This window comes from Streptomyces sp. NPDC001381 (assembly GCF_042895685.1).
In the GTDB taxonomy this organism is placed as follows: domain Bacteria; phylum Actinomycetota; class Actinomycetes; order Streptomycetales; family Streptomycetaceae; genus Streptomyces.
In genome coordinates, this window is sequence record NZ_JBIAWO010000002.1 from 1,109,733 (window position 1) to 1,134,833 (window position 25,101).

23 protein-coding genes are annotated in these 25,101 nt (G+C 71.2%); 15 read left to right on the forward strand and 8 right to left on the reverse strand.

What is annotated here, in order from left to right; genetic code table 11:
* Positions 1 to 65: 65 nt before the first annotated feature.
* Positions 66 to 1,013, reverse strand: a complete 948-nt coding sequence (locus ACFY2L_RS11930) for a carbohydrate ABC transporter permease (RefSeq protein ID WP_390656786.1) — start codon at positions 1,011 to 1,013, stop codon at positions 66 to 68.
* Positions 1,014 to 1,017: 4 nt separating this feature from the next.
* Positions 1,018 to 1,944, reverse strand: coding sequence for a carbohydrate ABC transporter permease (locus ACFY2L_RS11935; protein WP_390656787.1), 927 nt, complete (start codon positions 1,942 to 1,944; stop codon positions 1,018 to 1,020).
* Between the two features lie 241 nt (positions 1,945 to 2,185).
* Between ACFY2L_RS11935 and ACFY2L_RS11940 the strand changes: the two genes are divergently transcribed.
* Complete coding sequence (locus tag ACFY2L_RS11940) at positions 2,186 to 3,229, forward strand: LacI family DNA-binding transcriptional regulator (RefSeq protein ID WP_390822183.1); 1,044 nt, start codon at positions 2,186 to 2,188, stop codon at positions 3,227 to 3,229.
* A gap of 252 nt (positions 3,230 to 3,481) precedes the next feature.
* On the opposite strand, the gene ACFY2L_RS11945 is transcribed toward ACFY2L_RS11940, so the two are convergent.
* Positions 3,482 to 4,147, reverse strand: a complete 666-nt coding sequence (locus ACFY2L_RS11945) for a lysophospholipid acyltransferase family protein (RefSeq protein WP_390656789.1) — start codon at positions 4,145 to 4,147, stop codon at positions 3,482 to 3,484.
* Between the two features lie 340 nt (positions 4,148 to 4,487).
* Here ACFY2L_RS11945 and pgm point away from each other — a divergent pair, with 340 nt between their 5' ends.
* Positions 4,488 to 6,128 carry a phosphoglucomutase (alpha-D-glucose-1,6-bisphosphate-dependent) gene (gene pgm / locus ACFY2L_RS11950; RefSeq protein WP_390822184.1) on the forward strand — a complete coding sequence of 547 codons (1,641 nt, stop codon included), beginning with the start codon at positions 4,488 to 4,490 and terminating at the stop codon, positions 6,126 to 6,128.
* Positions 6,129 to 6,265: 137 nt separating this feature from the next.
* Here the strand turns inward: pgm and ACFY2L_RS11955 are convergent, their stop codons facing one another.
* The 3 genes from ACFY2L_RS11955 to ACFY2L_RS11965 are packed head-to-tail and all read right to left on the reverse strand — an operon-like array spanning position 6,266 to position 7,905.
* Complete coding sequence (locus ACFY2L_RS11955; protein WP_390656791.1) at positions 6,266 to 6,577, reverse strand: DUF6510 family protein; 312 nt, start codon at positions 6,575 to 6,577, stop codon at positions 6,266 to 6,268.
* Between the two features lie 18 nt (positions 6,578 to 6,595).
* Positions 6,596 to 7,336, reverse strand: a complete 741-nt coding sequence (locus ACFY2L_RS11960; protein WP_390822185.1) for an FAD-binding oxidoreductase — start codon at positions 7,334 to 7,336, stop codon at positions 6,596 to 6,598.
* Positions 7,306 to 7,905, reverse strand: coding sequence for a sulfite oxidase-like oxidoreductase (locus ACFY2L_RS11965; protein ID WP_390822416.1), 600 nt, complete (start codon positions 7,903 to 7,905; stop codon positions 7,306 to 7,308). Before ACFY2L_RS11965 ends, ACFY2L_RS11960 begins: the two co-directional genes overlap by 31 nt.
* Before the next feature lie 344 nt (positions 7,906 to 8,249).
* Between ACFY2L_RS11965 and ACFY2L_RS11970 the strand changes: the two genes are divergently transcribed.
* The 8 genes from ACFY2L_RS11970 (at position 8,250) to ACFY2L_RS12005 (ending at position 15,887) form a co-directional block, all read left to right on the forward strand.
* A complete protein-coding gene (locus tag ACFY2L_RS11970) occupies positions 8,250 to 9,095 on the forward strand; it encodes a PP2C family protein-serine/threonine phosphatase (protein WP_390656793.1) in 846 nt (281 codons plus the stop codon).
* 50 nt (positions 9,096 to 9,145) lie between these two features.
* Complete coding sequence (locus ACFY2L_RS11975) at positions 9,146 to 10,141, forward strand: MASE1 domain-containing protein (RefSeq protein ID WP_390656794.1); 996 nt, start codon at positions 9,146 to 9,148, stop codon at positions 10,139 to 10,141.
* A 137-nt stretch (positions 10,142 to 10,278) separates the two neighbouring features.
* Complete coding sequence (locus ACFY2L_RS11980; protein ID WP_390822186.1) at positions 10,279 to 11,031, forward strand: YqjF family protein; 753 nt, start codon at positions 10,279 to 10,281, stop codon at positions 11,029 to 11,031.
* Between the two features lie 211 nt (positions 11,032 to 11,242).
* Positions 11,243 to 12,328 carry an S-(hydroxymethyl)mycothiol dehydrogenase gene (locus ACFY2L_RS11985; protein WP_390656796.1) on the forward strand — a complete coding sequence of 362 codons (1,086 nt, stop codon included), beginning with the start codon at positions 11,243 to 11,245 and terminating at the stop codon, positions 12,326 to 12,328.
* The gene (locus ACFY2L_RS11990) at positions 12,328 to 12,957 is read left to right on the forward strand and encodes an MBL fold metallo-hydrolase (protein ID WP_390656797.1); all 630 of its coding nucleotides are present in this window, start codon (positions 12,328 to 12,330) and stop codon (positions 12,955 to 12,957) included. Before ACFY2L_RS11985 ends, ACFY2L_RS11990 begins: the two co-directional genes overlap by 1 nt.
* 194 nt (positions 12,958 to 13,151) lie before the next feature.
* Positions 13,152 to 13,514, forward strand: a complete 363-nt coding sequence (locus ACFY2L_RS11995; RefSeq protein WP_390656798.1) for a bifunctional 3-phenylpropionate/cinnamic acid dioxygenase ferredoxin subunit — start codon at positions 13,152 to 13,154, stop codon at positions 13,512 to 13,514.
* Entirely contained in the window at positions 13,511 to 14,674 is a 1,164-nt protein-coding gene (locus tag ACFY2L_RS12000) for an NAD(P)/FAD-dependent oxidoreductase (protein WP_390822187.1), read from the forward strand. The genes ACFY2L_RS11995 and ACFY2L_RS12000 overlap by 4 nt, the downstream gene beginning before the upstream one ends.
* A gap of 82 nt (positions 14,675 to 14,756) precedes the next feature.
* Positions 14,757 to 15,887, forward strand: coding sequence for an aromatic ring-hydroxylating dioxygenase subunit alpha (locus tag ACFY2L_RS12005; protein ID WP_390656800.1), 1,131 nt, complete (start codon positions 14,757 to 14,759; stop codon positions 15,885 to 15,887).
* A gap of 14 nt (positions 15,888 to 15,901) precedes the next feature.
* Here the strand turns inward: ACFY2L_RS12005 and ACFY2L_RS12010 are convergent, their stop codons facing one another.
* A complete protein-coding gene (locus ACFY2L_RS12010; protein ID WP_390657131.1) occupies positions 15,902 to 16,648 on the reverse strand; it encodes an IclR family transcriptional regulator in 747 nt (248 codons plus the stop codon).
* A 202-nt stretch (positions 16,649 to 16,850) separates the two neighbouring features.
* Here ACFY2L_RS12010 and betA point away from each other — a divergent pair, with 202 nt between their 5' ends.
* Together betA and ACFY2L_RS12020 are read left to right on the forward strand one after the other, a co-directional pair.
* Complete coding sequence (gene betA / locus ACFY2L_RS12015; protein ID WP_390656801.1) at positions 16,851 to 18,521, forward strand: choline dehydrogenase; 1,671 nt, start codon at positions 16,851 to 16,853, stop codon at positions 18,519 to 18,521.
* 3 nt (positions 18,522 to 18,524) lie between these two features.
* On the forward strand, positions 18,525 to 19,361 hold the full coding sequence (locus ACFY2L_RS12020; RefSeq protein WP_390656802.1) for a 5,10-methylenetetrahydrofolate reductase: 837 nt from the start codon (positions 18,525 to 18,527) through the stop codon (positions 19,359 to 19,361).
* Between the two features lie 61 nt (positions 19,362 to 19,422).
* On the opposite strand, the gene purU is transcribed toward ACFY2L_RS12020, so the two are convergent.
* Positions 19,423 to 20,295 carry a formyltetrahydrofolate deformylase gene (purU, locus tag ACFY2L_RS12025; RefSeq protein WP_390656803.1) on the reverse strand — a complete coding sequence of 291 codons (873 nt, stop codon included), beginning with the start codon at positions 20,293 to 20,295 and terminating at the stop codon, positions 19,423 to 19,425.
* A gap of 217 nt (positions 20,296 to 20,512) precedes the next feature.
* Between purU and ACFY2L_RS12030 the strand changes: the two genes are divergently transcribed.
* Genes ACFY2L_RS12030 through ACFY2L_RS12040 form a run of 3 tightly spaced genes read left to right on the forward strand, consistent with a single transcriptional unit; the run spans position 20,513 to position 25,091 of the window.
* Entirely contained in the window at positions 20,513 to 21,982 is a 1,470-nt protein-coding gene (locus ACFY2L_RS12030) for an aldehyde dehydrogenase family protein (RefSeq protein ID WP_390656804.1), read from the forward strand.
* Between the two features lie 20 nt (positions 21,983 to 22,002).
* Entirely contained in the window at positions 22,003 to 23,091 is a 1,089-nt protein-coding gene (locus ACFY2L_RS12035; RefSeq protein ID WP_390656805.1) for a glycine betaine/L-proline ABC transporter ATP-binding protein, read from the forward strand.
* Positions 23,091 to 25,091, forward strand: coding sequence for an ABC transporter permease (locus ACFY2L_RS12040; RefSeq protein ID WP_390656806.1), 2,001 nt, complete (start codon positions 23,091 to 23,093; stop codon positions 25,089 to 25,091). The genes ACFY2L_RS12035 and ACFY2L_RS12040 overlap by 1 nt, the downstream gene beginning before the upstream one ends.
* Positions 25,092 to 25,101 lie beyond the last annotated feature (10 nt).

The following is a 25,101-nucleotide window of genomic DNA, read 5'->3' on the forward strand; positions in this document are numbered from 1 at the left end:
AGGGTGGGGGTTGCGCAAACGCGGGGTCGAACGTGGGGCTTGGGGGCGGCCGGCGGGCCGCGGGGTCACTCCTTGACGCTTCCGGCGGCGAGGCCCGACTGCCAGTACTTCTGCAGGAACAGGAACGCGGCGATCAGCGGCAGGATGGTGAGCAGGGAACCGGTGATCACCAGGTTGAAGATCACCTCGCCGCCGATGGTCTCCGCCTGGGAGTTCCACGCGCTCAGGCCCAGGGTCAGCGGGTACCACTCCGGGTCCTTGAGCATGATCAGCGGCAGGAAGTAGTTGTTCCAGGTGGCGACCGTGGTGAACAGCAGCACGGTCACGATGCCGGGGGCGAGCAGCGGCAGGGCCACGGTGAAGAAGGTGCGGGCCTCGCCGGCCCCGTCGATGCGGGCCGCCTCGAGGAGTTCGGTGGGGATGGCCTCGGTGGCGAACACCCACATCAGGTAGAGGCCGAACGGCGACACCAGCGACGGGATGATGACCGCCCACGGGGTGTCGGTGAGGCCCATCTTGCTGAACATCAGGAAGGTGGGCACCGCCAGAGCCGTGGCGGGGACCGCGACCGCGCCGATCACCGTGGCGAAGATGCCGCGCTTGCCGGGGAAGTCGAACTTCGCCAGCGCGTAACCGCCCAGGACCGCCAGCAGCGTGGCACCGCCGGCGCCGAGCACCACGTACAGAAGGGTGTTGAGCAGCCAGCGGGTGAACACGCCGTCGTCGTAGGTGAACGTGTCGCGGACGTTGTCCCACAGGGCGAAGTCGTGCGCGAACCACAGACCGTTCGAATCGGCCAGGCCCGCCTGGGTCTTGGTGGCGTTGATCGCCAGCCAGATCAGCGGTACCACGGTGTAGAGGACCACCAGGGAGGTCAGCACCGTCAGCAGTGTGCTGCGCTTCGGCTGCCCGGGGGTGTGCTTGCGGGAACCGCGCAGGCGCGGGGTGCTCCGGCCGGGGCCCGCGGTCTTGGCGGGGGCGCTGGGGGAGGCGGTGGTGAGAGGGCTGCTCATCGGGTCACGCTCCCTTGCGCATGCCGCGCAGCTGCACGACGTAGGCGATGACCATCGTGATCAGGCCCATGATGATGGCCACGGTCGCGGAGTAGTTGTGCTGCTGGCCGTTGAAGGACAGCGAGTACGTGTAGAAGTTCGGGGTGTAGTCCGTGGTGATGGCGTTGCGCGCCAGCGGACGCAGGATGCTCGGCTCGTTGAAGAGCTGGAAGCTGCCGATGATGGAGAAGATCGTCGCGATGACCAGGGCGCCCCGGATGGCGGGGAGCTTGATCGCGGTGATCACCCGGAGCTGCCCGGCGCCGTCGATCTCCGCCGCCTCGTAGAGGGAGTTGGGGATGACCCGCAGCGCCGAGTAGAAGATCAGCATGTTGTAGCCGACGAACTCCCACGTCACGATGTTGCCGATCGACGCCAGCACCAGGTCGGGGGAGAGCGGGTCGGGCAGCGTGACGCCGAAGGCGCCGTTGATGTCGCCCACCAGGCCGTACTTGGTGCCGTACATGAAGCCCCACATCAGGGTGGCGACCACGGCGGGCACCGCGTACGGCAGGAAGATCGTGATGCGGAAGAAGCTCTTGCCGTAGAGCCGCCCGCTGTCCAGGGCCAGGGCCACCAGCAGGGCGATCCCCAGCATGATGGGCACCTGCACCACGAGGAAGAGCGCCACCCGGCCGACGGAGTCCCAGAACTGGTCGTCCTTCAGCGCCTGCGTGTAGTTGTCCAGACCGACGAACGTGGTGCCGCCGATGAGCTGGTCGCGGAACAGGCTCAGGTAGATCGAGTAGCCGATCGGGGCCAGGAAGACCAGGGCGAACACGGCCACGAAGGGACCGATGAAACCCCACCCCGCCCAGGAGCGTCGGTCCCGTCTCGCCGGAGGGGGTGCCGGCCGCGGCGCGGCGGCCGCCGGCGGTTGCAGCGTCGTCATGTCGTTCCTCGCTCGTGCGGTGGTGGAACAGGCGGCGGGTCGTTGCACGGACGTTTCCGATCGCCCCGCCGGCACCATGATGTTTACGCAAACATCGGCCACGCAAGAGCCTGGGCGGACTGTTATGTTTACGTAAACATCTGATGGCGGCATGTCTACACTCCCCTGATTACGATGGTCAAGGGTCCTTTGGGGGCGACCGTGGCACCTGCGCGAACAGAGAGGTGGGGACACTGTGGACATGGCTGAAACAACCCCGGCCGAGACGACGAGACGCCGGACGACAGCCTCCATGGCCGACGTGGCCCGCCTGGCGGGTGTCTCCTCACAGACCGTCTCCCGGGTCTCCAACGGTTACGCGGGGGTGAACGAGGAGACCCGGAGGCAGGTGCTCGCCGCCATGAAGGAGCTCGGCTACCGGCCCAACAGCGCCGCCCGCGCCCTCAAACGCGGGGAGTTCCGCACCATCGGCGTGATCACCTTCTCGCTGTCCAGCACGGGCAACGTCCGCACCCTGGAGGCCATCGCCACCTCCGCCGCCGCCGAGGGCTACGCGGTGACCCTGCTGCCGGTCGCCATCCCCACCCAGGACGAGGTGCGCGGCGCGTTCACCCGGCTCGAGGAACTGGCCGTCGACGCGGTGATCGTCATCATGGAGGTGCACCTCCTGGACGCCGCGACCATCATGCTCCCGCCGTACGTCCAGGTCCTGGTCGTCGACTCCGACGCCGGCGACCACTACACGGTCGTCGACACCGACCAGGCCGGCGGCAGCCGCACCGCCGTCCAGCATCTGCTCGGCCTCGGGCACGAGACGGTGTGGCATCTCGGCGGCCCCGAGGACTCCTTCGCCGCACAGCGCCGCACCGACGCCTGGCGCGCCGCCCTCACCGAGGCCGGCCGCACCCCGCCGCCGCTCATCCGGGGCGACTGGTCCGCCGAGTCCGGCTACCGCGCCGGTCTCGAACTCGCCGCCCGCGAGGACTGCACCGCCGTCTTCGTCGCCAACGACCAGATGGCCCTGGGCCTGCTGCGCGCCCTGCACGAACGCGGGCGGCGCGTGCCCGAGGACGTCAGTGTCATCGGCTTCGACGACATCCCCGAGGCCGGTTCCTTCCTGCCCCCGCTCACCACGGTCCACCAGGACTTCGCCGAGGTCGGGCGGCTGTGCGTGCGGGCCGTGCTGCGGAAGATGCGGCAGCAGGACACGGAGCGGGGGACGACGCTGGTGCCCACCCGGCTGGTGGTGCGGGAGAGCACGGCTCCGCCGTCCAGCGCCGTGTAGGGCCCGTGGCGAAAGTGGCGCCTGCCGCGCGACGCCCGGCAGGCTCCCCCACTGCGTTGAGGGCGTGGGGGGTACCCCCCATTCGCCGCGCCGCCCGAAGGCCCGAGTACGCCTGGTACGAGGGCTTGCGGGCGGCACGCCGAGAGCACGCTCCCCCACGCTCGGCTTCGCTCGCGCGGGAGGGGCCCCACGACGCCGGGCGGCCGCCCTTCGGGCGACGAGGCCGCTCTCGCAACAGGCCCTGGGCGTCCGTCAGCTCCGGCCCCGCAGAGCCGGTTCCCCGGCCGCTCGTACCGCCGTGCGCCATGCCGCCGTGACCGCCTGGTGGGCCGCTCTCGTGCCCCGGTCGGTCTCGGCGGGCAGCCGCATCGGGGCGCCGAGGTGGACGTGGCAGCGGGGGCGGCGGACCGGGGCCGTCAGGGTTCCCGCCAGTTGCTTGGTCGCCGAGCCCGAGGCGATGCGGCGGGCGCCGGCGTGACCGACCGGCACGACCAGCGCGCCGGACCGCTGCGCGAGCCGGGCCAGACCGGTGCGGAACGGCTCCGGCGGTGTCGGCGCCGCGTCCCGGCGGCGCGGCAGGCCGCCCTCGCCGTACAGGAGCACGTGCCGGCCGCCGGCCAGCGCCTCGGCGGCGGCGTCGAGGGCGAGCGCGGCGCGGGCCGTACCCCGGTGGACGGGGATGTGCCCCTCGCGGGCCAGCACCTTCCCCAGCAGCGGGATCCGCCACAGCCCCGCCGTCGCCAGCACCACCGGTTCCAGATCGAAGCGGCGCAGCGCCGCCATCACGACGGCGGGGTCGGCCATCGAGTCGTGGTTCGCGACGAAGATGCTCCCGGCGGGCAGGCGCAGCTTGATCTCACTGGTCACGGTGAGCCGCCCGAAGTACGGGGTCAGGGCGATGACGGTTCGGCTGAACACGGGCGGGCCTCCCTCGGGACGATGATCCGGTCATAGTTTCGCGGGGGCGGAGCGGCGGCGCCTGAGTACGGATACTCATCCGACGGGACGTGACGGGACGTGACGGGAGGGGACCGTGCTGGTCGACCGGCCGGGCGGACGCGTTCGCCGGGGGCGCCCGCACGTCCGCGGGGCCGGGGCCTCAAGTCGGCTCGCCGGCAGGCCGCGTCGAACACGCCACGACGCGCCCCGCTGCCGTGACCCGCCGCCGTGTCCGGGCCGCAGACCTCGCGGGTGATCACCGCGACGGGGGAAGATGGAACCGCAAGCCAATGGTCAACCGACATGGAGGAGCGGGCACATGCAGCACGAGCGAGCGGGCCGGCCGGCCGGCCCCGAGGACCTCGTCGACGTCGCCCGGCTGGTCACCGCGTACTACGCGCTGCACCCCGACCCGGCCGATCCCGCGCAGCGCGTCGCGTTCGGGACTTCGGGCCACCGCGGTTCGTCCCTGAACACCGCGTTCAACGAGGACCACATCGCCGCCACCAGCCAGGCCATCTGCGAGTACCGTGCCGCCCAGGGCACCGACGGCCCCCTCTTCCTCGGCGCCGACACCCACGCCCTGTCCGAGCCCGCCCGCGTCACCGCCCTGGAGGTGTTCGCGGCCAACGACGTCACCGTGCTCATCGACAGCGCCGACGGCTACACGCCCACCCCGGCCGTCTCGCACGCGATCCTCACCCACAACCGCGGCCGCACCACCGCCCTCGCGGACGGCGTGGTCGTCACCCCCTCGCACAACCCGCCCGCCGACGGCGGCTTCAAGTACAACCCGCCGAGCGGCGGTCCGGCCGGCTCCGACGCCACCTCCTGGATCCAGGACCGGGCGAACGACATCATCGCGGCCGGCCTGAAGGACGTACGGCGCATCCCCTACGCCCGCGCCCTCGCCGCCCCCACCACCGGCCGTCACGACTTCCTCGGCTCGTACGTGGCCGACCTCCCCGCCGTCCTGGACCTGGAGGCGATCCGCGCCGCCGGCATCCGGATCGGCGCCGACCCGCTCGGCGGGGCCTCGGTCGCCTACTGGGGCCGGATCGCCGAGCAGCACCGCCTCGACCTGACCGTGGTCAACCCGCTCGCGGACCCCACCTGGCGTTTCATGACGCTGGACTGGGACGGCAAGATCCGCATGGACTGCTCCTCGCCGTACGCGATGGCCTCGCTCATCGACCAGCGCGACCGGTTCCGGATCGCGACGGGCAACGACGCCGACGCCGACCGGCACGGCATCGTCACCCCGGACGCCGGCCTGATGAACCCCAACCACTACCTCGCCGCCGCCATCGCCTACCTCTACGCGCACCGCGAGCAGTGGCCCGCCGACGCGGGGGTCGGCAAGACGCTGGTGTCGTCCTCGATGATCGACCGGGTCGCCGCCGACCTGGGGCGCCGGCTCGTCGAGGTGCCCGTCGGCTTCAAGTGGTTCGTGGACGGCCTGGTCGACGGCTCGCTCGGCTTCGGCGGCGAGGAGTCGGCCGGCGCGTCCTTCCTGCGCCGTGACGGCTCCGTGTGGACCACCGACAAGGACGGCATCATCCTGGCGCTGCTCGCCTCCGAGATCACCGCGGTCACCGGGAAGACCCCGTCGGAGCACTACGCCGCGCTGACGGACCGTTTCGGCGAGCCCGCCTACGCCCGCATCGACGCGCCCGCGACCCGCGAGGAGAAGGCGCTGCTGGCCAAGCTCTCGCCCGCCCAGGTCACCGCCGACACCCTGGCCGGCGAGGCGGTCACCGGTGTGCTCACCGAGGCCCCCGGCAACGGCGCGGCGCTCGGCGGCATCAAGGTGACCACCGCCAACGCCTGGTTCGCGGCCCGCCCCTCCGGCACGGAGGACGTCTACAAGATCTACGCCGAGTCGTTCCTCGGCACCGAGCACCTCGGCCGGGTGCAGGAGGAGGCCAGGGGCGTGGTCATGGCGGCACTGAAGGGCTGAGCCCGCGGCGGTGGGCGGACGCCTGTCCGGCACGATCCGCCGGACAGGCCTCGCCACGGCGCGACGGAACCACCCACCGACTCGCCGTCAGCAACCGCCTGTACCCGTCAGCAGCGGCTCCGCAAGGGGCGGCCGCCTCACGAACATGGTCCGCCCGGTGAACCGGACGACGCCGCCTGGGCAAGAGCGAAGCGGAACGCGCCCGTTCCTCCGCCGAGCGTCAGCCACACGTACCGTCCCTCCCGTACCAGCCGCAGCGCGACGTGGGCGCAGCCGGGGCAGCGGGCGGTGAGGCCCGGCTCGGGGCCGTAGACGTGCAGCTCGGCCAGCGGGCCCGAGCGGGCGCACTCGGGACAGCGCCACCAGGCGGCGGTGGCCTCCACGGAGAGGATCTCCGAGAGCGGTCCGGCGAGGCAGTTGCCGTCGAGATGCGGGGCGGTCCGCGCCATGGGGTTCTCCAAGAGGGGTCAGCCGAAGCGTTCGGTGCGGATGGTGGCGGGGTCCCGGCCGAGACCGGTCAGCAGATCGCCGACCGTCTCGACGAAGGCGGTCGGGCCGCAGACGTAGACCGGACTCGTCGGCGCCAGCCCGGCCGCAGCCTCTGCCAGGTCGGCCGCGGTGACCCGGCCGGGCCCGCGGGAGTCCCCGGGCGGGGACGTCCGCGTGTACACGAAGCGCACGTCGAGGCCGTCCCCGCCCGTGAGGTGCTCGCGGTACCAGACGTCGTCGGGGCCGCGGACCGAGTACAGCAGCCGGAAGTCGCCGCCGCCCCGGGACCGGCGGCGGGCCCGGACCATCGCGGCCAGCGGGACGACCCCCGAGCCGCCCGCCACCAGCAGCACCGGCTCCGTCCGCCCCGGCCGCCACACGAACCAGTTCCCGAGCGGCCCGCGCACCTCCACGTCCGCCCCGACCGGCAGCCCGTCCGCCAGGTACGGCGACACCTCGCCGTCCGGCACGGTCTGCACGCCCAGCTCGATCCGCCCGCCGTCGGCGGGCGCGGCCAGCGAGTAGCTGCGTACGGCCTGATAGCCGTCGTCCGCGGTCAGGCGCACATCGACATGCTGACCGGCCAGGTGTCCGGGCCAGCCCTCGACGGTGAAGAGCAGGGTGCGGGCGGTGGCGTTCTGCGGGCGCCGCTCGACGAGCCGGGCCCTGCGCCAGACGAGGCCCACCCTCAGTCGCCCCAGTTGCGCTGCTCGCGCCACGGGTCGCCGTATTCGTGGTAGCCGACGCTCTCCCAGAAACCGGGCTCGTCCTCGTGCGACAGCCGGAGCCCGCGGATCCACTTGGCCGATTTCCAGAAGTACAGGTGCGGCACCAGCAGCCGGGCGGGGCCGCCGTGCTCGGGGGAGAGGGGATCGTCGTCGTACGTGTGCGCGAGCCAGGCTCGGCCGTCGAGGAGGTCCTCCAGCGGCAGGTTCGTGGTGTAGCCGCCGTAGCTGGTGACCACGACGTGGTCGGCGGCCGTCTCGACGTCCTCGAAGAAGGCGTCCAGGGGCACGCCGCGCCACCGGGTGTCGAACTTCGACCAGCGCGTCACGCAGTGGATGTCCTGCACGGTCTCCTGCTGGGGGAGCGCCATCATCTCGTCCCAGGTCCACGCGTGCGTCTCGCCCGTCTCCGAGGTCACCGTGAACCGCCAGGTGTCGGTGGGCACCCTCGGTGTGGGGCCCGCCGACAGCACGGGGAACGACTCGGTCGGGTACTGGCCCGGCGGCAGCTTGTCGGCCATCCGCCGGGCGCGCCCCCGGAAGCCGGGGGAGAAGGAGTTCACAGCGGTCATCTCCTGAGCACGTCCACCTGCCCGGGGGAGCGTGCGGGTTCGGTAGTCCAGTGTCCGGCGGTGCGGGCCCCGGCACCACTCGGTCGCAGGCGAACGGTAGGACGGCCCGGCGGGCCGGTGTTGCCCGCGCGTGCACGGGCACTGGTCCGCCCGCGCACGGTCCCGGCGACGGGCGCGGTCCGCCCGCTCCGCCCGCGTACGGTCCCGTCCGCACTCTCCCCCGTCTCCGTCACGCCGTCCGGCCATGCCATCGTCCGGATATGATCCTCTAAGCATAAAATGTGAGTTTTGCCCGAAGAGGCTGCCGCCCCGCCGGAGTGATCCCGGAGTGATCGATGTCCCGCATGCGCCCCCCGGACGAAGGCGACGAGCTGCTGGCCAGGCTCGGCTCGCTGACCGCCCAGGCGCGCGAGCGCGCGGAGCTGCAACGCTCCCGCGTCGAACTGGCCCTCGCCCTCCAGCGCGGCATGCTGCCCAGGGACCTGCCCGTCGCCCCCGGATTCCGTCTGGCCGTCCAGTACGCCCCCGCCTGCTACGGCCTCAACGTGGGCGGCGACTGGTACGACGCCTTCACCCTGCCCGACGGCCGCCTGGGCCTGTCCATCGGTGACGTCCAGGGCCACAACATAGAGGCGACCTCGTTCATGGGACAGGTCCGGGTCGGCCTGCGCGCCCTCGCCTCCGTCACCGGCGAGCCCGGCCAGCTGCTCGCCCGCACCAACGACCTGCTCCTCTCCCTCGGCAGCGACCTCTTCGCCACCTGCACCTTCATGCGGCTCGACCCCGCCAGCGGCGTCCTGGAGAGCGCCAGGGCCGGACACATCCCCTGCGTCTGGGCCACGGCCGACGGCAAGTCCGGCATCGCCGAGGACGAGGGCGGACCGCCCCTCGGCGTGGTCGCCGGGACGGACTACCCGGTCACCCGATACCGCCTCACCAAGGGCGGGGTCTTCGTCCTGCTCACGGACGGCGTCGTCGAGGGTCCCACCCTGAACGTCGAGGAGGGCCTCGAACAGGTCGTACGCCTCGCGGGCGCCGCCGCCGTGGCCGGGATGGAGGCGGACGCCCTCGCCGCCGCCGTGATCAAGGGCGCCGAACGCGTCGGACACGAGGACGACGCGGCGGTCCTGGTGGTCGGACACGACGGACTCGTGACGGACGTACCCCGGATGCAGCCATAGCGCCCGCGAGCGCGTTTCACGCCTGGCCGACCGCCCCGTGACGGTGTCTGATGGCTGCTGTGGTGGGTATCCCGGACCTGGACCGGCGCAGCACGGCCCTCTTCGTCCTCCAGACGCTCGCGGTCGCCGTCTGCTACTACGCGGCCGGGCGGCTGGGACTCGTGCGGCAGCTCGTCGTCGAGGGAGCCGTGTTCACCCCGATCTGGCCGCCCACGGGCGTGGCGGTCGCCTGTCTGCTGATCCTCGGCCTGCGCGCCTGGGTGGGCATCGCCCTCGGCGTCCTCCTCGTCATCGTGTCGATCACCTCGCTGCGCCCCCTCGTCCTGATCAACGTGGTGGGCAACACCGCCGCCCCCGTCTGCGCCTGGCTCCTGCTGCGCAAGGTCGGCTTCCGCACCGATCTCGCCCGGCTGCGCGACGGCCTCGCCCTGGTCTTCCTCGCGGCGCTCACCGCGATGCTGCTGAGCGCCAGCGTCGGCGTGGGCCTGCTCGTCCTCACCGGCCGGCTCGACGCGCAGTCCTTCTGGCCGGTCTGGCTGGGATGGTGGGTGGGGGACGCGATGGGCGTCCTGCTCGTCACGCCCGTCCTGCTCCTGCTCCTGTCGGCGCGCCGCACCGTGAACCTGACCCGCTGGAAGGAGGCGGCGGGGCTCGCCGTGATCTGCGTGGCCCTCGTCCCCCTGGCCACCCGGAGCCCGGTCAGCCTGCTCTTCCTCGTCTATCCGCTGCTGATCTGGGCTGCCCTGCGCTTCCTGCTCGTCGGCAGCATGCTGTGCGCCCTGTTCACCTCGGTCATGGCCACGGTCGCCGCGACGGACCGGATCGGTCCGTTCGCCCGGCTCAGCCATGTGGAGGTGATGATCAAACTCCAGGCCTTCAACGGCACGATGGCCCTGACCGCCCTGCTGCTCTCGGCCGTGATCATGGAACAGCGCAACACCAGACGCTCGGTCGAACGGGCCTGCCAGGAACTCGTGGAGGTCCTGGAACACCTCACGGCGGGCGACACCTCGCACGGCCGTCCGGCGAAGGACCAGGACATCTGAGACGCGGGACGTCCGAGACGCGGGACGCCGGAGAGCCTGGACGCCCGAGTGGCTGGACGCTCGCGAGCCGCGCTGCCCGAGAGCGCCGGCCCGGACCCGGGCCGGGTCCGCCGCGGGGCGCCTGACATGCTGACGCCGTGCACAAGCCGGCCCCGCTCAGCCCCGACGCCCCGAGCGCCATAGCCTCCCCGCTTCTCACGCAGCAGTGGCTCGACCTGTGCTTCCTCCACTGGTCGGTCGCTCCGGAGACGGTGGCGGGACTGCTGCCGCCCGGGACCCTCCCGGACACGCACGACGGGACGACCTACGTCGGACTCGTCGCCTTCCGGATGCACCGGGTCGGCTGGCTCCGGCTGCCCGGTGTCCCGTACCTCGGGTCGTTCCCGGAGACCAACGTCCGCCTGTACTCCGTCGACGGGCACGGGCGGCGCGGCGTCGTCTTCCGGTCGATGGACGCGGCACGGCTGATCCCGGTGGCGATGGGGCGGGCCGGCTTCCGGCTGCCGTACCTGTGGTCCCGGATGAGCGTGCGCACGGTCGGCGACACCGTCACCTACACCAGCTCCCGCCGCTGGCCCGGCCCGCGCGGCGCGTACAGCCGTATCGCCGTGCGGCCGGGGGAACGCATCGAGGAGCCGACGGAGCTGGAGCACTTCCTCACGGCGCGCTGGGGGATGCACAACACCTTCTTCGGCGGAGCCGCCTACCTCCCCAACCACCATCCCCGCTGGCCCCTGCACCGCGCCGAGCTGGTCATGTGCGAGGAGAACCTGATCGCCGCGGCAGGCCTCCCCGTGCCGCGAGAGGAGCCGGTCAGCGTCCTGTACTCCCCGGGAGTGCCGGTGCGCCTGGGCCGGCCCGCACGCCCGGCGGGCATCCCCACGCCCTGAGGGCATCGGGGGCGGCGCTCCGCTCCCGCACGAGCGGGACCGCCGACCGGGGCGGCATCGGTGCCGTCGCCGGGACCGACCACGGCCGGTGGACCGCGTCGGCGAACCCTTGACCCGCGATCGGCGCTCCGTGATGCTGTGTTGCGGCACATGCGATGTGTGCCGTAATGAGCAACATCCGTCTCAGTCCCGTACCAGCCGAGGAGTGGCCATGGCTCACCAGGTCCGTGCTGTCGTCGCGCGCGCGAAGGGTGCCCCCGTCAGCCTGGAGACGATCGTCGTCCCCGACCCCGGTCCGGGGGAGGCCCTGGTGAAGATCCAGGCGTGCGGGGTCTGCCACACCGATCTGCACTATCGCGAGGGCGGCATCAACGACGACTTCCCCTTCCTTCTCGGCCACGAGGCGGCGGGTGTGGTGGAGTCGGTGGGGGAGGGGGTGACCGATGTGGCGCCCGGGGACTTCGTCGTTCTCAACTGGCGTGCGGTGTGCGGGCAGTGCCGGGCCTGTCTGCGGGGGCGTCCGTGGTACTGCTTCGACACGCACAACGCCCGGCAGAAGATGACTCTGCTGGACGGTACCGAGCTCTCTCCGGCGCTGGGTATCGGTGCTTTCGCGGAGAAGACGCTGGTCGCGGCGGGGCAGTGCACGAAGGTGGACGCGTCGGTGTCGCCGGCGGTGGCGGGGCTGCTGGGCTGCGGTGTGATGGCGGGCATCGGCGCGGCCATCAACACCGGCAGCGTGGGGCGTGGCGACACGGTCGCGGTGATCGGCTGCGGCGGGGTGGGGGACGCGGCGGTCGCCGGTGCGAACCTGGCCGGCGCGGCGAAGATCATCGCCGTCGACATCGACGACCGCAAGCTGGAGACCGCGAGGAAGCTGGGCGCGACCCATGCCGTCAACTCCCGGGAGACGGACCCGGTCGAGGCGATCCGAGAGCTCACCGGCGGTTTCGGCGCGGACGTCGTCATCGAGGCGGTCGGCCGTCCGGAGACGTACAAGCAGGCCTTCTACGCCCGTGACCTGGCCGGCACGGTCGTCCTCGTCGGTGTTCCCACCCCGGAGATGAAGCTCGAACTCCCCCTGCTCGACGTCTTCGGGCGCGGCGGGGCCCTGAAGTCCTCCTGGTACGGCGACTGCCTGCCCTCCCGTGACTTCCCCATGCTGATCGACCTGCATCTCCAGGGCCGTCTGGACCTGGAGGCGTTCGTCACCGAGACGATCGCCCTCGACGAGGTGGAGAAGGCCTTCGAGCGGATGCACCACGGCGACGTGCTGCGCTCGGTGGTGGTGCTGTGATGGCCGCGCGCATCGAACGGCTCGTCACCTCGGGCCGGTTCAGCCTCGACGGGGGTACCTGGGAGGTGGACAACAACGTGTGGCTCGTCGGTGACGACCACGAGGTCGTCGTCATCGACGCGGCCCACGACGCCACCGCGATCGCCGAGGCCGTCGGAGACCGGCGGCTGACCGCCATCGTGTGCACCCACGCCCACAACGACCACATCGACGCCGCACCCGCCCTCGCCGCGCGCACCGGCGCCCCGGTCCTGCTGCACCCCGACGACCTGCCGCTGTGGAAGCAGACCCACCCCGACCGCGCGCCCGACGGCGACCTGTCCGACGGTCAGGTCCTCACCGTGGCCGGCGTGGACCTGACCGTGCTGCACACCCCGGGCCATGCCCCCGGCGCCGTCTGTCTGTACGCGCCCGCCCTGAGCGCCCTCTTCAGCGGCGACACGCTCTTCGAGGGCGGGCCGGGGGCCACCGGGCGGTCGTACAGCCACTTCCCGACGATCGTCGACTCGATCCGGGACCGGCTGCTGACCCTGCCCGCCGACACCGTCGTGCACACCGGACACGGTGGGACGACGACCGTCGGCGCGGAGGCCCCGCACCTCCAGGAGTGGATCGACCGCGGCTTCTGACCGTTTCGCCGCGGCCCCCGCACGGCGCCCGCACCCCCTGTTCCCGCAGGTGGTGCGGGCGTTTCGAGCTGCCCCGGAGGCGTGCGGCGGACCGGTCCGAAGCGGTCCTTTGGACGCCTTGACAAGGGTTCAGGGCGACCCCAGACTGATGTTGCGCTTACCGCAATCCGTTTCGCTATACGCACCGAGGTGTCATGATGATTCCCGCGTGCCGTCTCGCGGATCTCCCGCGAGGCGAGGCCCACCGGCTCGACATCGACCCGCCGGTCTCGGTGTTCCACACCGACGACGGCGAGGTCTTCGCCATCGACGACACCTGCACCCACCAGGACGCCTCGCTCGCCGACGGCTGGCTGGAGGGCTGCGAGGTGGAATGCCCGCTGCACGCCTCCAAGTTCGACCTGCGGACCGGCGCCGTCGACGCCCCGCCGGCCAAGCTCCCGGTCCGCACCCACGAGGTCGTCGTCGAGGACGGCATGATCTACGTCAAGGTGTCGACCGAGGCCCCGAACCTCCCGCCCTGCCTCGCGTCCCGGCTCGCCGGGGGACCCGCGTGAGGAGCGTCGCCGTGGTGGGCGCCTCGCTGGCCGGGCTGTCGGCGGCGCGCTCGCTGCGGAAGCAGGGCTACGACGGGCGGCTCGTCGTCATCGGCGACGAACTCCACCGCCCTTACGACCGGCCCCCGTTGTCCAAGGAGTTCCTGGCCGGCACCCTCGGCGAAGCGGACCTCGCGCTGGAGGCGGACGACGAGGACCTGGGCGCGGAGTGGCTGCTCGGCGCCCGCGCCACCGGACTCGACCGGGCCGACCGGGCCGTACGGCTCGCCGACGGACGAGAGGTACGGGCCGACGGCATCGTCCTCGCGACCGGCGCCGCAGCCCGCACCCTGCCCGGCTCCGCGGGACTGGCCGGCGTGCACACCCTGCGCACCCTGGACGACGCCCGCGCCCTGCGCGACGAACTCGCCCGCGGCGGGCGGCTGGTGGTGATCGGCGGCGGGTTCATCGGCGCCGAGGTGGCCTCCACCGCGTACGGCCTCGGCCTCGACGTGACGGTCGTCGAGGCGGCCCCGACACCGCTCGCCGGACCGCTCGGCGCCGAGATGGGCACTCTCGTCTCCGCCCTGCACGCGGACCACGGCGTACGGCTCCTGTGCGGTGTGGGCGTCAAGGGGCTGAGCGGGGAGACCCGTGTCGACGCCGTCCTGCTGGAGGACGGCCGCTCCCTCCCCGCCGACACCGTCGTCGTGGGCGTGGGCGCCCGCCCCTGCGTCGACTGGCTCGAAGGGTCGGGCGTCGACCTCGACAACGGCGTCAGGTGCGGTGCCGACGGCCGCACCAGCCTGGCCTCGGTGGTCGCGGTCGGCGACTGCGCCAACTGGTACGACCCCCGGGCCGGCGTGCACCGCCGGGTCGAGCACTGGACCGGCGCGCGCGAGCGCCCCGAAGCCGCCGTGGCCACGCTGCTGGCGGGCGGCGCGGTGGAACCGGGCGTGCCCAGGCCACCGTACTTCTGGTCCGACCAGTACGGCGTGAAGATCCAGTTCGCCGGTCACGCGGCCGGCGCCGACAGCGTGACCATCGAGGAGGGCGCCGCAGACGGGCGCAACGTCCTCGCCGTCTACCGGCGGGCCGGCACCCCGGTCGCCGTACTCGGGATGAACCAGCCGCGGCTGTTCACCCGCTGGCGCAAGCAGCTCGCCTCCGCCACCTCTTGACACCGCCGACCCAAACGCCGTCCGGAGTCGCTCTTCCCGGCGCGTGAATGACCCCTCCACGACGTATCCCGAGGAGTGCACCGTGACCTCGACCAGCCTGCCGGACAGCCTGATCGCCACCCTCCCCGGCTCCTCCTACACGGATCCGGGGATCTTCGCCCAGGAGCAGGAGCGCATCTTCGAAACCATGTGGTTCTGCGTCGCGCGCGCCTCCGAACTGGCCAAGCCCGGCGCCTTCCGCACCGTCGACGTCGGCCGCGAGAGCATCCTCGTCACCCGGGCCCGGGACAACTCCGTCCGCGCCTATTTCAACGTCTGCCGGCACCGCGGCGCCAAGATCTGCACGGAGGAGACCGGTGAGGTGAAGCGGGCCTTCCAGTGTCCGTACCACGCCTGGACCTACGACCTGAACGGCAAGCTCGTCGCCGCGCCCAACCTCACCAAGATGCCCGACGTCGGCCGCACCGAGTACGGCCTGGTGAGCGTCGCCGTGCGGGAATGGCTCGGCTACGTCTGGGTCTGCCTCGCGGAGGACCCGCCCTCCTTCGAGGAGGACGTCATCGGCGAGGTCGTCACCCGCCTCGGCGACGTCGAGTCGATCGAGCGCTACGGCATAGAGAACCTCTCCGTCGGCAGGCGGATCGTCTACGACGTCAAGGCGAACTGGAAGCTCATCATCGAGAACTTCATGGAGTGCTACCACTGCGCCACGATCCACCCCGAACTCACCGAGGTGCTGCCCGAGTTCGCGGACGGCTACGCGGCCCAGTACTACGTCGGCCACGGCGCCGAGTTCGGCGAGGAGATCCAGGGCTTCACGGTCGACGGGTCCGAGGGCCTCGACCGCATCCCGGGGGTCTCCGAGGACCAGGACCGCCGCTACTACGCGATCACCGTCAAGCCGCAGGTCTTCATCAACCTCGTCCCCGACCACGTGATCTTCCACCGGATGTACCCGGTGGCCGCCGACCGCACCATCGTCGAGTGCGACTGGCTCTACCTCCCGCACGTCGTCGAGAGCGGCAAGGACGTCAGCCGGTCCGTGGAGCTGTTCGACCGGGTCAACCGGCAGGACTTCGACGCCTGTGAGCGCACCCAGCCCGGCATGAGCTCCCGGATGTACGCCAAGGGCGGCGTGCTCGTGCCCAGCGAGCACCACATCGGCGCCTTCCACGACTGGGTGAACGAGCGCCTGGGCGCCCCCCGCCCGTAGCCGGGAGGCAGGGATCAGCCGAGGTAGCCCATCCGGTGGCTGATCTCCTCCGCGCCCTTGAGCAGGACCGGGGAGAGTTCGTGCAGCCGCTCCTCGGTGAGGCGGTACGAGGGGCCGGAGGCGCTGAGCGCGGCGATGACCTCGCCGTCCCGGTTGCGGATCGGGGCGGCCATCGCGTGCAGCCCGATCTCCAGCTCCTCCAGGGTCCAGGCGTAGCCCCGCTCCCGTGCGTCGGCGAGGTTCTTCTCCAGCTTCGCCTTCGCGGTGATCGTGTGCGGGGTGACCTTCTCCAGGCCGGCCGCGGCCAGCAGCGCGGCCCGCTCCTTGGTGGGCAGGTGCGCCAGCAGGATCTTGCCGCTCGACGTCGCGTGCAGCGGGGTCAGCTCCCCGACCCAGTTGTGCGCGGCGACGGCCGCCGGACCGCGGACCTGGTACAGGTTGATCGCGTAGTGCTCCTGCATGACCGCGATGTTGACCGTCTCGCCGAGCTCCTCCGCGAGCCGCTCGCAGACCGGCCGGCCCTGCTGGGTGAGGTCGAGGCGACCCGTGACCGCGCCGGCCAGGCGTACGATGCCGAAACCGAGCCGGTACTTGCCGCGCTCGCCCGCCTGCTCCACCAGACCGCGCGCCTCCAGGGCGCCGAGCAGGCGGAACGCGGTGGACTTGTGAACATCGATCTCGGCGGCCACTTCGCTGACGCCCGCCTCGCCGCGCTGGGCCAGGATTTCCAGCACGCTGATGGCGCGGTCGACCGACTGCACTCCGCCGGACTGCGCGGTCGTCGTTTCGGTGTCTGTGCTGTAGTTGCTCACAGCGAAACTATACGCGCAGTAAACAACACCTGTGCAAGTAACCGGATGGAAATGAAGGCCACGTAAGTTGCGTGGACCGCAACCTAGTGCGCATAGCGCTACTGGTACTAGCATGCCTCGCGTATCTGTGGCGCGAGCGAGACGAGGCACCATGGCTTCCCTGCAATACGACTTCGTCATCGTCGGCGGTGGATCGGCCGGCAGCGCACTGGCGAACCGGCTCTCCGCGGACCCCTCCCACCGGGTCCTGGTGCTGGAGGCCGGCCGGTCCGACTACCCGTGGGACGTGTTCATCCACATGCCCGCCGCGCTGACCTATCCGATCGGCAGCCGGTTCTACGACTGGAAGTACGAGTCCGAGCCCGAGCCCCACATGGGCGGCCGGCGCATCTACCACGCGCGCGGCAAGGTCCTCGGCGGCTCCAGCAGCATCAACGGCATGATCTTCCAGCGCGGCAACCCCATGGACTACGAACGCTGGGCCGCAGATCCGGGCATGGAGACCTGGGACTACGCGCACTGCCTGCCGTACTTCCGCCGGATGGAGAACTGCCTCGCGGCCGACCCGGACGACGAGTTCCGCGGCCACGACGGGCCTCTCGTCCTCGAACGCGGGCCGGCCACCAACCCCCTCTTCGAAGCCTTCCTCAAGGCCACCCAGGAGGCGGGCTACGCGCCCACCGACGACGTCAACGGCTATCGGCAGGAAGGTTTCGCCAGGTTCGACCGGAATGTCCACCGCGGGCGCCGGCTCTCGGCCTCCAAGGCGTATCTCAAGCCCGCCAGGAAGCGGCCCAACCTGACGGTGAAGACCCGTGCCCTCGTCACCCGCGTCCTCTTCGAGGGCAAGAAGGCCGTCGGTGTCGAGTACCAGCGCGGCAGGGGCGCACTCCAGCAGGTCCGGGCCAAGGAGGTCATCCTCTGCGGCGGCGCGATCAACTCCCCGCAGCTGCTGCAGCTCTCCGGCGTCGGCAACGCCGGGGAACTGGGCGCCCTCGGCATCGACGTGGTCCACGACCTCCCGGGTGTCGGCGAGAACATGCAGGACCACCTCGAGGTCTACATCCAGTACGCCTGCAAGCAGCCCGTCTCCATGCAGCCGTACCTGGCGAAGTGGCGCGCCCCCTTCATCGGGCTCCAGTGGCTCTTCCGCAAGGGTCCGGCCGCCACCAACCACTTCGAGGCCGGCGGCTTCGCCCGCAGCAACGAGGACGTGGACTACCCCAACCTGATGTTCCACTTCCTGCCCATCGCGGTCCGCTACGACGGCTCCGTGCCGGCCGGCGGCCACGGCTACCAGGTCCACGTCGGGCCCATGTACTCCGACGCCATCGGCTCCGTGAAGATCAGGAGCAAGGACCCGCGCGAGCACCCGGCCCTGCGCTTCAACTACCTCTCCACCGAGCAGGACCGCCGCGAGTGGGTCGAGGCGATCCGGGTGGCCCGCAAGCTCCTCAACCAGCCCGCCCTCGCCCCCTACAACGACGGCGAGATCTCGCCCGGCCCGTCCGTGGAGACCGACGAGGAGATCCTCGCCTGGGTCGCCAAGGACGGCGAGACGGCCCTGCACCCGTCGTGCACCTGCAAGATGGGCACCGACGCCATGTCCGTCGTCGACCCCGCCAGCATGCGCGTGCACGGCCTCGAGGGCATCCGGGTGGTCGACGCCTCGGTCATGCCGTACGTCACCAACGGCAACATCTACGCCCCGGTGATGATGATCGCCGAGAAGGCCGCCGACCTGATCCTCGGCAAGGAGCCCCTGGCCCCGTCCAAGGCCGCGTACTACCGCCACCGCGACGCCCAGCAGCAGGCCGGGTAGACCTTGGCCGCCGAAGGGCTGCGGACGCTGCTGGAACACGTCCGCTACGAGGTGCTGCCCGCGAAGGCGACCGAGGACAAGGTCCTCGCCCATGTCCCGCGCGACGTCGTCGTCACCGTGACGGCGTCGCCGGTCAAGGGCCTGGAACCGACCCTCGGTCTCACCACCCGGCTCGCGGCGCACGGCTACCGCGTCGTCCCGCACGTGCCCGCGCGGCTGCTGCGGGACGACGCCCACCTCAAGGAGGTCGCCGGCCGGCTCCGCGAGGCCGGCGTGGACGACGTCTTCGTCCCCGCGGGCGACGCGGACCCGCCCGCCGGGCCCTACGAGGGTGCCCTGCCCGTGCTGCGCAGGCTGGGCGAGCTGGGCAGTCCCTTCGCCCGGGTGGGCATCACCGGCTACCCCGAGAGCCATCCCCTCATCCACGACGACGTCACCGTCCAGGCGATGTGGGACAAGCGCGAGCACGCCACGTACATCGTGAGCAACCTCTGCTTCGATCCGCGCGTGCTGGGGGAGTGGATCGCCCGGGTACGGCGCCGGGACGTGGTGCTCCCGGTCCACGTGGGTGTCGCCGGGCCCGTGCAGCGGGCGAAGCTGATGGCGATGGCGACGAAGATCGGCGTGGGGGAGTCGGCGCGCTTCCTGACGAAGCACGCGTCGTGGTTCCTGCGGTTCGCCGCGCCCGGCGGCTACTCGCCCGAGCGGCTGCTGCGCCGCACGGAGGCGGCCCTCACGGCCCCGGGGGCGGGCGTGGCGGGCCTGCACCTGTTCACCTTCAACCAGATCGCCGAGACGGAGAGGTGGCGGCGGACTCTGCTGGACCGGCTCGGTGGCTGACGGAGAACCGTATACGGAAAGGGCGGGGCTGGAAGACCAGCCCCGCCCCCTGTGCGCCCGCTCAGCGGAAGACCACCGTCCGGTTGCCGTCCACCATCACCCGGCTCTCGCTGTGCCACTTCACCGCGTGCGCCAGCACCTGGGCCTCCACGTCCCGGCCGACCGTGACCAGCTCCCCGGGGTCGAGCGAGTGGTCCACCCGGACCACGTCCTGCTCGATGATCTGCCCCTCGTCCAGGTCCGGTGTCACGTAGTGCGCCGTCGCGCCGACCAGCTTCACCCCGCGGTCGTAGGCCTGGTCGTAGGGCTTCGCGCCCTTGAAGCTGGGGAGGAAGGAGTGGTGGATGTTGATGGCCCGCCCTTCCAGCTGCTTGCACAGGTCGTCCGAGAGGATCTGCATGTAGCGGGCGAGCACCACCAGGTCGACGTCCAGCTCCCGCACCAGCTCGAGCAGCCGCGCCTCGGCCTCGGCCTTGGTGTCCCTGGTCACCGGGATGTGGTGGAACGGGATGCCGTAGGTCTGCGCCAGACCTTCGAAGTCACGGTGGTTGGAGACGATCGCCGGTATCTCGATGTTGAGGGCGCCCGTGCGCCGGCGGAACAGCAGATCGTTCAGGCAGTGGCCGAAGCGGGACACCATGATGAGCGTCCGCGTCGGCGTCGACGCGTCCCGCAGGGTCCAGGAGATCCGATAGGCCTCCGCCACGGGACCGAACCGGTAACGCAGATTTTCCAGACCGGCGGTTGGATCGGACACGTCGAAGTGGACCCTCATGAAGAAACGGCCCTGGAGCCGGTCGTCGAACTGCTGGCTCTGCAGGATGTTTCCGGAGTTGCGGACGAGAAAGCCGCTCACGGCGTGAACCAGTCCCGCGCTGTCCGGACACGAAAGGGTGAGGACGTACTCACGGCCAGGCTGCGGTCGAGGGGACATGACGACCTCCGTCGATGCGTAATGCACAACTCGGTGAGCGATACGCAACATACTTGGGCGGGATGGGGCTCTTGGTCAAGAGAGAAGGGTCGAGCGGCCCCTTGTGAAATCGTCATCCGCCAACCTCTTGACGTATGTCCGCACATTGGCCAGGGTGTTCCACCACAAGCAATTGGATGCACGATGCGCAACGCATTTCGGCTGAAGGGCTTGGCGCGTGGCAGATCTGTATGTGGACGGTGAATGGCGGGATCCGGTGGCCGGAGGCCTCCGGGAGATCCGATGTCCCGCCGACGGCACGCTCAGCGCGTCCGTATCGGAAGGGACACGTCCCGACACCGAGGCGGCGATCGCCGCGGCCCGACGCGCCTTCGACGAGGGCCCCTGGCCGCACACCCCCGAGCGCGACCGCGGAGCGCTGCTGCTGCGCACCGCCGACATCGTCGAGCGCGACGCCAAGTCGTTCGCCCGCGCCGAGTCGCTGGACACGGGCAAGCGGCTGGTGGAGAGCGAGTACGACATCGCCGACGTCGTCTCCTGCTTCCGATACTACGGGGGCCTCGCCGGAACCGACGCCGGCCGTGTGATCGACACCGGCCGCGACGACGCCGTCAGCCGCGTCGTGTACGAGCCGGTCGGGGTCTGCGGCCTGATCACCCCCTGGAACTACCCCCTCCTCCAGGCGTCCTGGAAGGTCGCCCCCGCCCTGCTCGCGGGCAACACCTTCGTCCTCAAGCCCAGCGAGCTCACCCCCTCCACCTCGATCCTGCTGCTGAAGGCGCTGGAGGAGGCCGGGCTCCCGGCCGGCGCCGGCAACCTCGTCCTGGGCACCGGCCCCGAGGCCGGCGCCCCGCTCTCCGAGGACCCGGCCGTCGACCTGGTCTCCTTCACCGGCGGTCTGGAGACCGGCAAACGGATCATGGCAACCGCCGCGGCGACCGTGAAGAAGGTGGCGCTGGAACTCGGCGGCAAGAACCCCAACGTGATCTTCGCCGACGCCGACTTCGAGACGGCCGTGGACTTCGCCCTCACGGCCGTCTTCCTGCACTCCGGGCAGGTCTGCTCGGCCGGCGCCCGCCTGATCGTCGAGGACTCCGTCCACGACGCCTTCGTCGACGAGGTCGTGCGCCGGGCCCGGCGGATCCGCCTCGGCGGACCCTTCGACCCCGACGCCGAGACCGGGGCGCTGATCTCCGCCCAGCACCTGGCCAAGGTCGAGGCGTACGTCGCCGCGGGCCTCGCCGAGGGCGCCGTCCTGCGCTGCGGCGGTGAGCGCCCCGCCGACCCCGCCCTCGCGAACGGCCACTACTACCCGCCGACCGTCCTCGACGAGTGCCGGCAGGACATGCGCGTGGTGCACGAGGAGTCCTTCGGACCCGTGCTGACCGTGGAGCGCTTCACCGGTGAGGACGACGCCGTCCGCATCGCCAACGACACCGAGTACGGCCTCGCCGGGGCCGTCTGGACGCAGGACGCGGGCAGGGCCCAGCGGGTCGCCCGGCGGCTGCGCCACGGCACCGTGTGGATCAACGACTACCACCCCTATGTGCCGCAAGCGGAATGGGGTGGCTTCGGGCACTCGGGCGTGGGCCGGGAGCTGGGACCGACCGGCCTGAACGAGTACCGAGAGCCCAAGCACATCTGGCAGAACATCCAACCCCGGCCGCAGCACTGGTTCCGCGGCTGAACGCCGAAAAGAGGTCGATCGTGACCCCCACACAGACCGAGGTGCCGCAGCGGCGCGGCACGCCCCAGGACGCGGAGGGCACTCCGGTCATCTCCGTGCGCAATCTGTGGAAGGTGTTCGGGCCGAAGGCCGACCGGGTACCGGGCTCCGAGGAGCTGTGCGGCCTCACCCGCCGCGAGCTGATGGACCGCACCGGATGCACCGCGGCCGTACGCGACGTGAACTTCGACGTCCGCAAGGGCGAGGTGTTCGTCGTCATGGGCCTGTCCGGCTCCGGCAAGTCCACCCTGGTGCGCTGTCTGACCCGGCTGATCGAACCCACCTCCGGCGAGGTCGTCTTCGAGGGCCAGGACATCCGCCAGGCCGACGACAAGCACCTGCGCGACCTGCGGCGCCGCAAGTTCTCCATGGTCTTCCAGCACTTCGGGCTGCTGCCCCACCGCCGTGTGGTGGACAACGTGGCCTTCGGCCTGGAGATCCGCGGCATGAGCCGGGCCGAGCGCACCCGGCGGGCCCTGGAGGTCGTCGAGCTGGTCGGCCTCGCCGGCTACGAGAACTCCTACCCGGACCAGCTCTCCGGCGGTATGCAGCAGCGCGTCGGCCTCGCCCGCGCCCTGGCCGGGGACCCGGACGTCCTCTTCTTCGACGAGCCGTTCTCCGCGCTGGACCCGCTGATCCGCCGGGACATGCAGAACGAGGTCATCCGCCTCCACCACGAGGTCGGCAAGACCATGGTGTTCATCACCCACGACCTCGCCGAGGCCCTCAAGCTGGGCGACCGCATCCTCATCATGCGCGACGGCAAGATGGTCCAGTGCGGCACCGGCGACGAACTCGTGGGCGCCCCGGCCGACGACTACGTACGCGAGTTCGTCAAGGACGTGCCGCGCGGTGACGTCCTCACCCTGCGCTGGATCATGCGGGCCCCCGAGGACGGCGACGAACTGGACGGTCCCGAGCTGGGCCCGGACGTGGTGGTCCGGGAGGCCACCCGGGCCGTGCTGGCCGCCGACAAGCCGGTCAAGGTCGTCGAGGACGGCAAGCTGCTCGGCATCGTGGGCGACGAGGAGATCCTGGCGGTCGTCGCCGGGCAGGAAGGCGGCAGGTGATGGCCGTCGTCATGGAGAAACCGGAGACGACGGAGAAGGCCGCACCGGCCGCACCCGCCAGGGCCGCCCGCAGGATCAGCAGGCCCATGGCCGTCGGTGCGATCCTCGTCGGCTGGCTGCTGCTCTTCGCGGTCCTGCGCGGGAGACAGACGCTCACCCTGGCGGCGGCGGACCTCACCGGTCTGCACCGCTGGTTCAACGACGTCAACGACTCCATCGGCGCCCACCGCAACTCCAACCCGCTCTTCCTCTACTTCTTCAACGAGATCCGGCTGGTCATCGACAACCTGGTGACCTTCGTCCAGGACCTGATCTCCCAGCCCTCCGGTGCCCGCCCCGTCCCGCAGATCGGCTGGCTCGGTGTCGTCGGGATCGCCGGCTACGTCTCCTGGGCCGTGGGCAACTGGCGGGTGGCGCTGCTGGCCGTCGCCGGGTTCACGTTCTTCGGGCTGCAGGGGCTGTGGCAGGAGAGCATGGACACCCTGGCCCTGACCCTCTCCGCGGTCCTGGTCGCGCTGCTGTTCGCGATCCCGCTCGGGGTGTGGGCGGGCCTGTCCGACCGGTTCAACCGGATCGTGACCCCCTTCCTGGACTTCATGCAGACGATGCCGACCTTCGTCTACCTGGCCCCGCTCACCCTGTTCTTCCTCATCGGCGGCGCCTCGGCCGTGATCGCCACCGCGATCTACGCGGCCCCGCCGGCCATCCGCATCACCGCGCACGCCCTCCGCTCCGTGCCCGAGACCACCGCCGAGGCGGCCGAGTCCCTGGGCGCGACCCGGCGGCAGGCCCTGCTGAAGGTGCTGCTGCCGATGTCCAAGCGGACCGTGGTGATGGGCGTCAACCAGTCGATCATGGCCGCGCTCGCCATGGTCACCATCGCCGCCCTGATCGACGCACCCGGCCTCGGCAAGACCGTCGTCCAGGCCCTGCAGTCGCTCGACGTCGGCACGGCCTTCAACGCGGGGCTGGCCATCGTCGTCATGGCGATCGTCCTGGACCGGGTCACCACCGCGGCCAGCGCCCGCCAGGAGGCGGCCCGGAGGTCGAAGAACCGCTTCCTCAGGTGGCGCCGGCCGCTGCTCGGCGTGGGCGCGGCGGTCACGGCGGTCCTCGTCTACCTCTCGCACACCTACGTGTGGGCGGCGGAGTTCCCCGGCGAGGGGAGCACGGGAAGCTCGATCGCGAGCGCGGCCGACACGGCGACGACCTGGGCCCAGGACAATCTGTCGGGTCTGACCAACGCCTTCCGCGACGCCCTCACCAACGGCCTGCTCAACCCGTTCCAGTCGCTGCTGACCGACTCCCCGTGGTGGGTCGTGGCCGCGGTCCTCGTCGCACTCGCCGTCGTCCTCGGCGGCGTGCGCTCCGGCGTCACCACGGCCGTCTGCGTGGGCCTGCTGGTCGGCACGGGCATGTGGTCGGACGCGATGACGACGCTCGCGTCGACCCTCGTCGCCACGGTCCTCGTGATGGTGCTCGGCATGGTCTTCGGGGTGTGGATGGGCCGCAGCACGCTCGTGGACCGGGTGCTGCGGCCGACCCTGGACGCGGCACAGGTGATGCCGCCGTTCGTCTATCTCGTGCCGTTCCTGGCGCTGTTCGGCGCGACCCGCTTCACCGCGATCGTCGCCGCCGTCGTCTACGCGGCACCGGTGGCCATCAAGATCATCGCCGACGGGGTGCGGGCCGTGCCCGAGACCACCGTGGAGGCGGCCACCTCCGCCGGGTGCAACACCTGGCAGATCATCACCAAGGTTCAACTGCCGATGTCACGCAGTGCCCTGACGCTCGCGACCAACCAGGGCCTGATCTACGTGCTGTCGATGGTTGTTGTGGGCGGCCTGGTAGGGGCGGGCGCCCTCGGCTACGACGTCGTGGCCGGATTCTCGCAGGGCGAGCTGTACGGCAAGGGGCTGGCGGCGGGACTCGCCATCGTACTGCTCGGAGTCATGTTCGACCGGATCACTCAGGCAGCGGCGCGACGCGCGAGCGCATAAGGAGCAGGAC

What these genes read in the sequence shown, in the direction of transcription:
- ACFY2L_RS11930 (WP_390656786.1), bottom strand. Translation starts at nt 1,013, where the DNA reads ATGAGCAGCCCTCTCACCACCGCCTCCCCCAGCGCCCCCGCCAAGACC.
- ACFY2L_RS11935 (WP_390656787.1), bottom strand. Translation starts at nt 1,944, where the DNA reads ATGACGACGCTGCAACCGCCGGCGGCCGCCGCGCCGCGGCCGGCACCC.
- ACFY2L_RS11940 (WP_390822183.1), top strand. Translation starts at nt 2,186, where the DNA reads ATGGCTGAAACAACCCCGGCCGAGACGACGAGACGCCGGACGACAGCC.
- pgm (WP_390822184.1), top strand. Translation starts at nt 4,488, where the DNA reads ATGCAGCACGAGCGAGCGGGCCGGCCGGCCGGCCCCGAGGACCTCGTC.
- ACFY2L_RS11955 (WP_390656791.1), bottom strand. Translation starts at nt 6,577, where the DNA reads ATGGCGCGGACCGCCCCGCATCTCGACGGCAACTGCCTCGCCGGACCG.
- ACFY2L_RS11970 (WP_390656793.1), top strand. Translation starts at nt 8,250, where the DNA reads ATGTCCCGCATGCGCCCCCCGGACGAAGGCGACGAGCTGCTGGCCAGG.
- ACFY2L_RS11975 (WP_390656794.1), top strand. Translation starts at nt 9,146, where the DNA reads ATGGCTGCTGTGGTGGGTATCCCGGACCTGGACCGGCGCAGCACGGCC.
- ACFY2L_RS11985 (WP_390656796.1), top strand. Translation starts at nt 11,243, where the DNA reads ATGGCTCACCAGGTCCGTGCTGTCGTCGCGCGCGCGAAGGGTGCCCCC.
- ACFY2L_RS11990 (WP_390656797.1), top strand. Translation starts at nt 12,328, where the DNA reads ATGGCCGCGCGCATCGAACGGCTCGTCACCTCGGGCCGGTTCAGCCTC.
- ACFY2L_RS11995 (WP_390656798.1), top strand. Translation starts at nt 13,152, where the DNA reads ATGATGATTCCCGCGTGCCGTCTCGCGGATCTCCCGCGAGGCGAGGCC.
- betA (WP_390656801.1), top strand. Translation starts at nt 16,851, where the DNA reads ATGGCTTCCCTGCAATACGACTTCGTCATCGTCGGCGGTGGATCGGCC.
- purU (WP_390656803.1), bottom strand. Translation starts at nt 20,295, where the DNA reads ATGTCCCCTCGACCGCAGCCTGGCCGTGAGTACGTCCTCACCCTTTCG.
- ACFY2L_RS12040 (WP_390656806.1), top strand. Translation starts at nt 23,091, where the DNA reads ATGGCCGTCGTCATGGAGAAACCGGAGACGACGGAGAAGGCCGCACCG.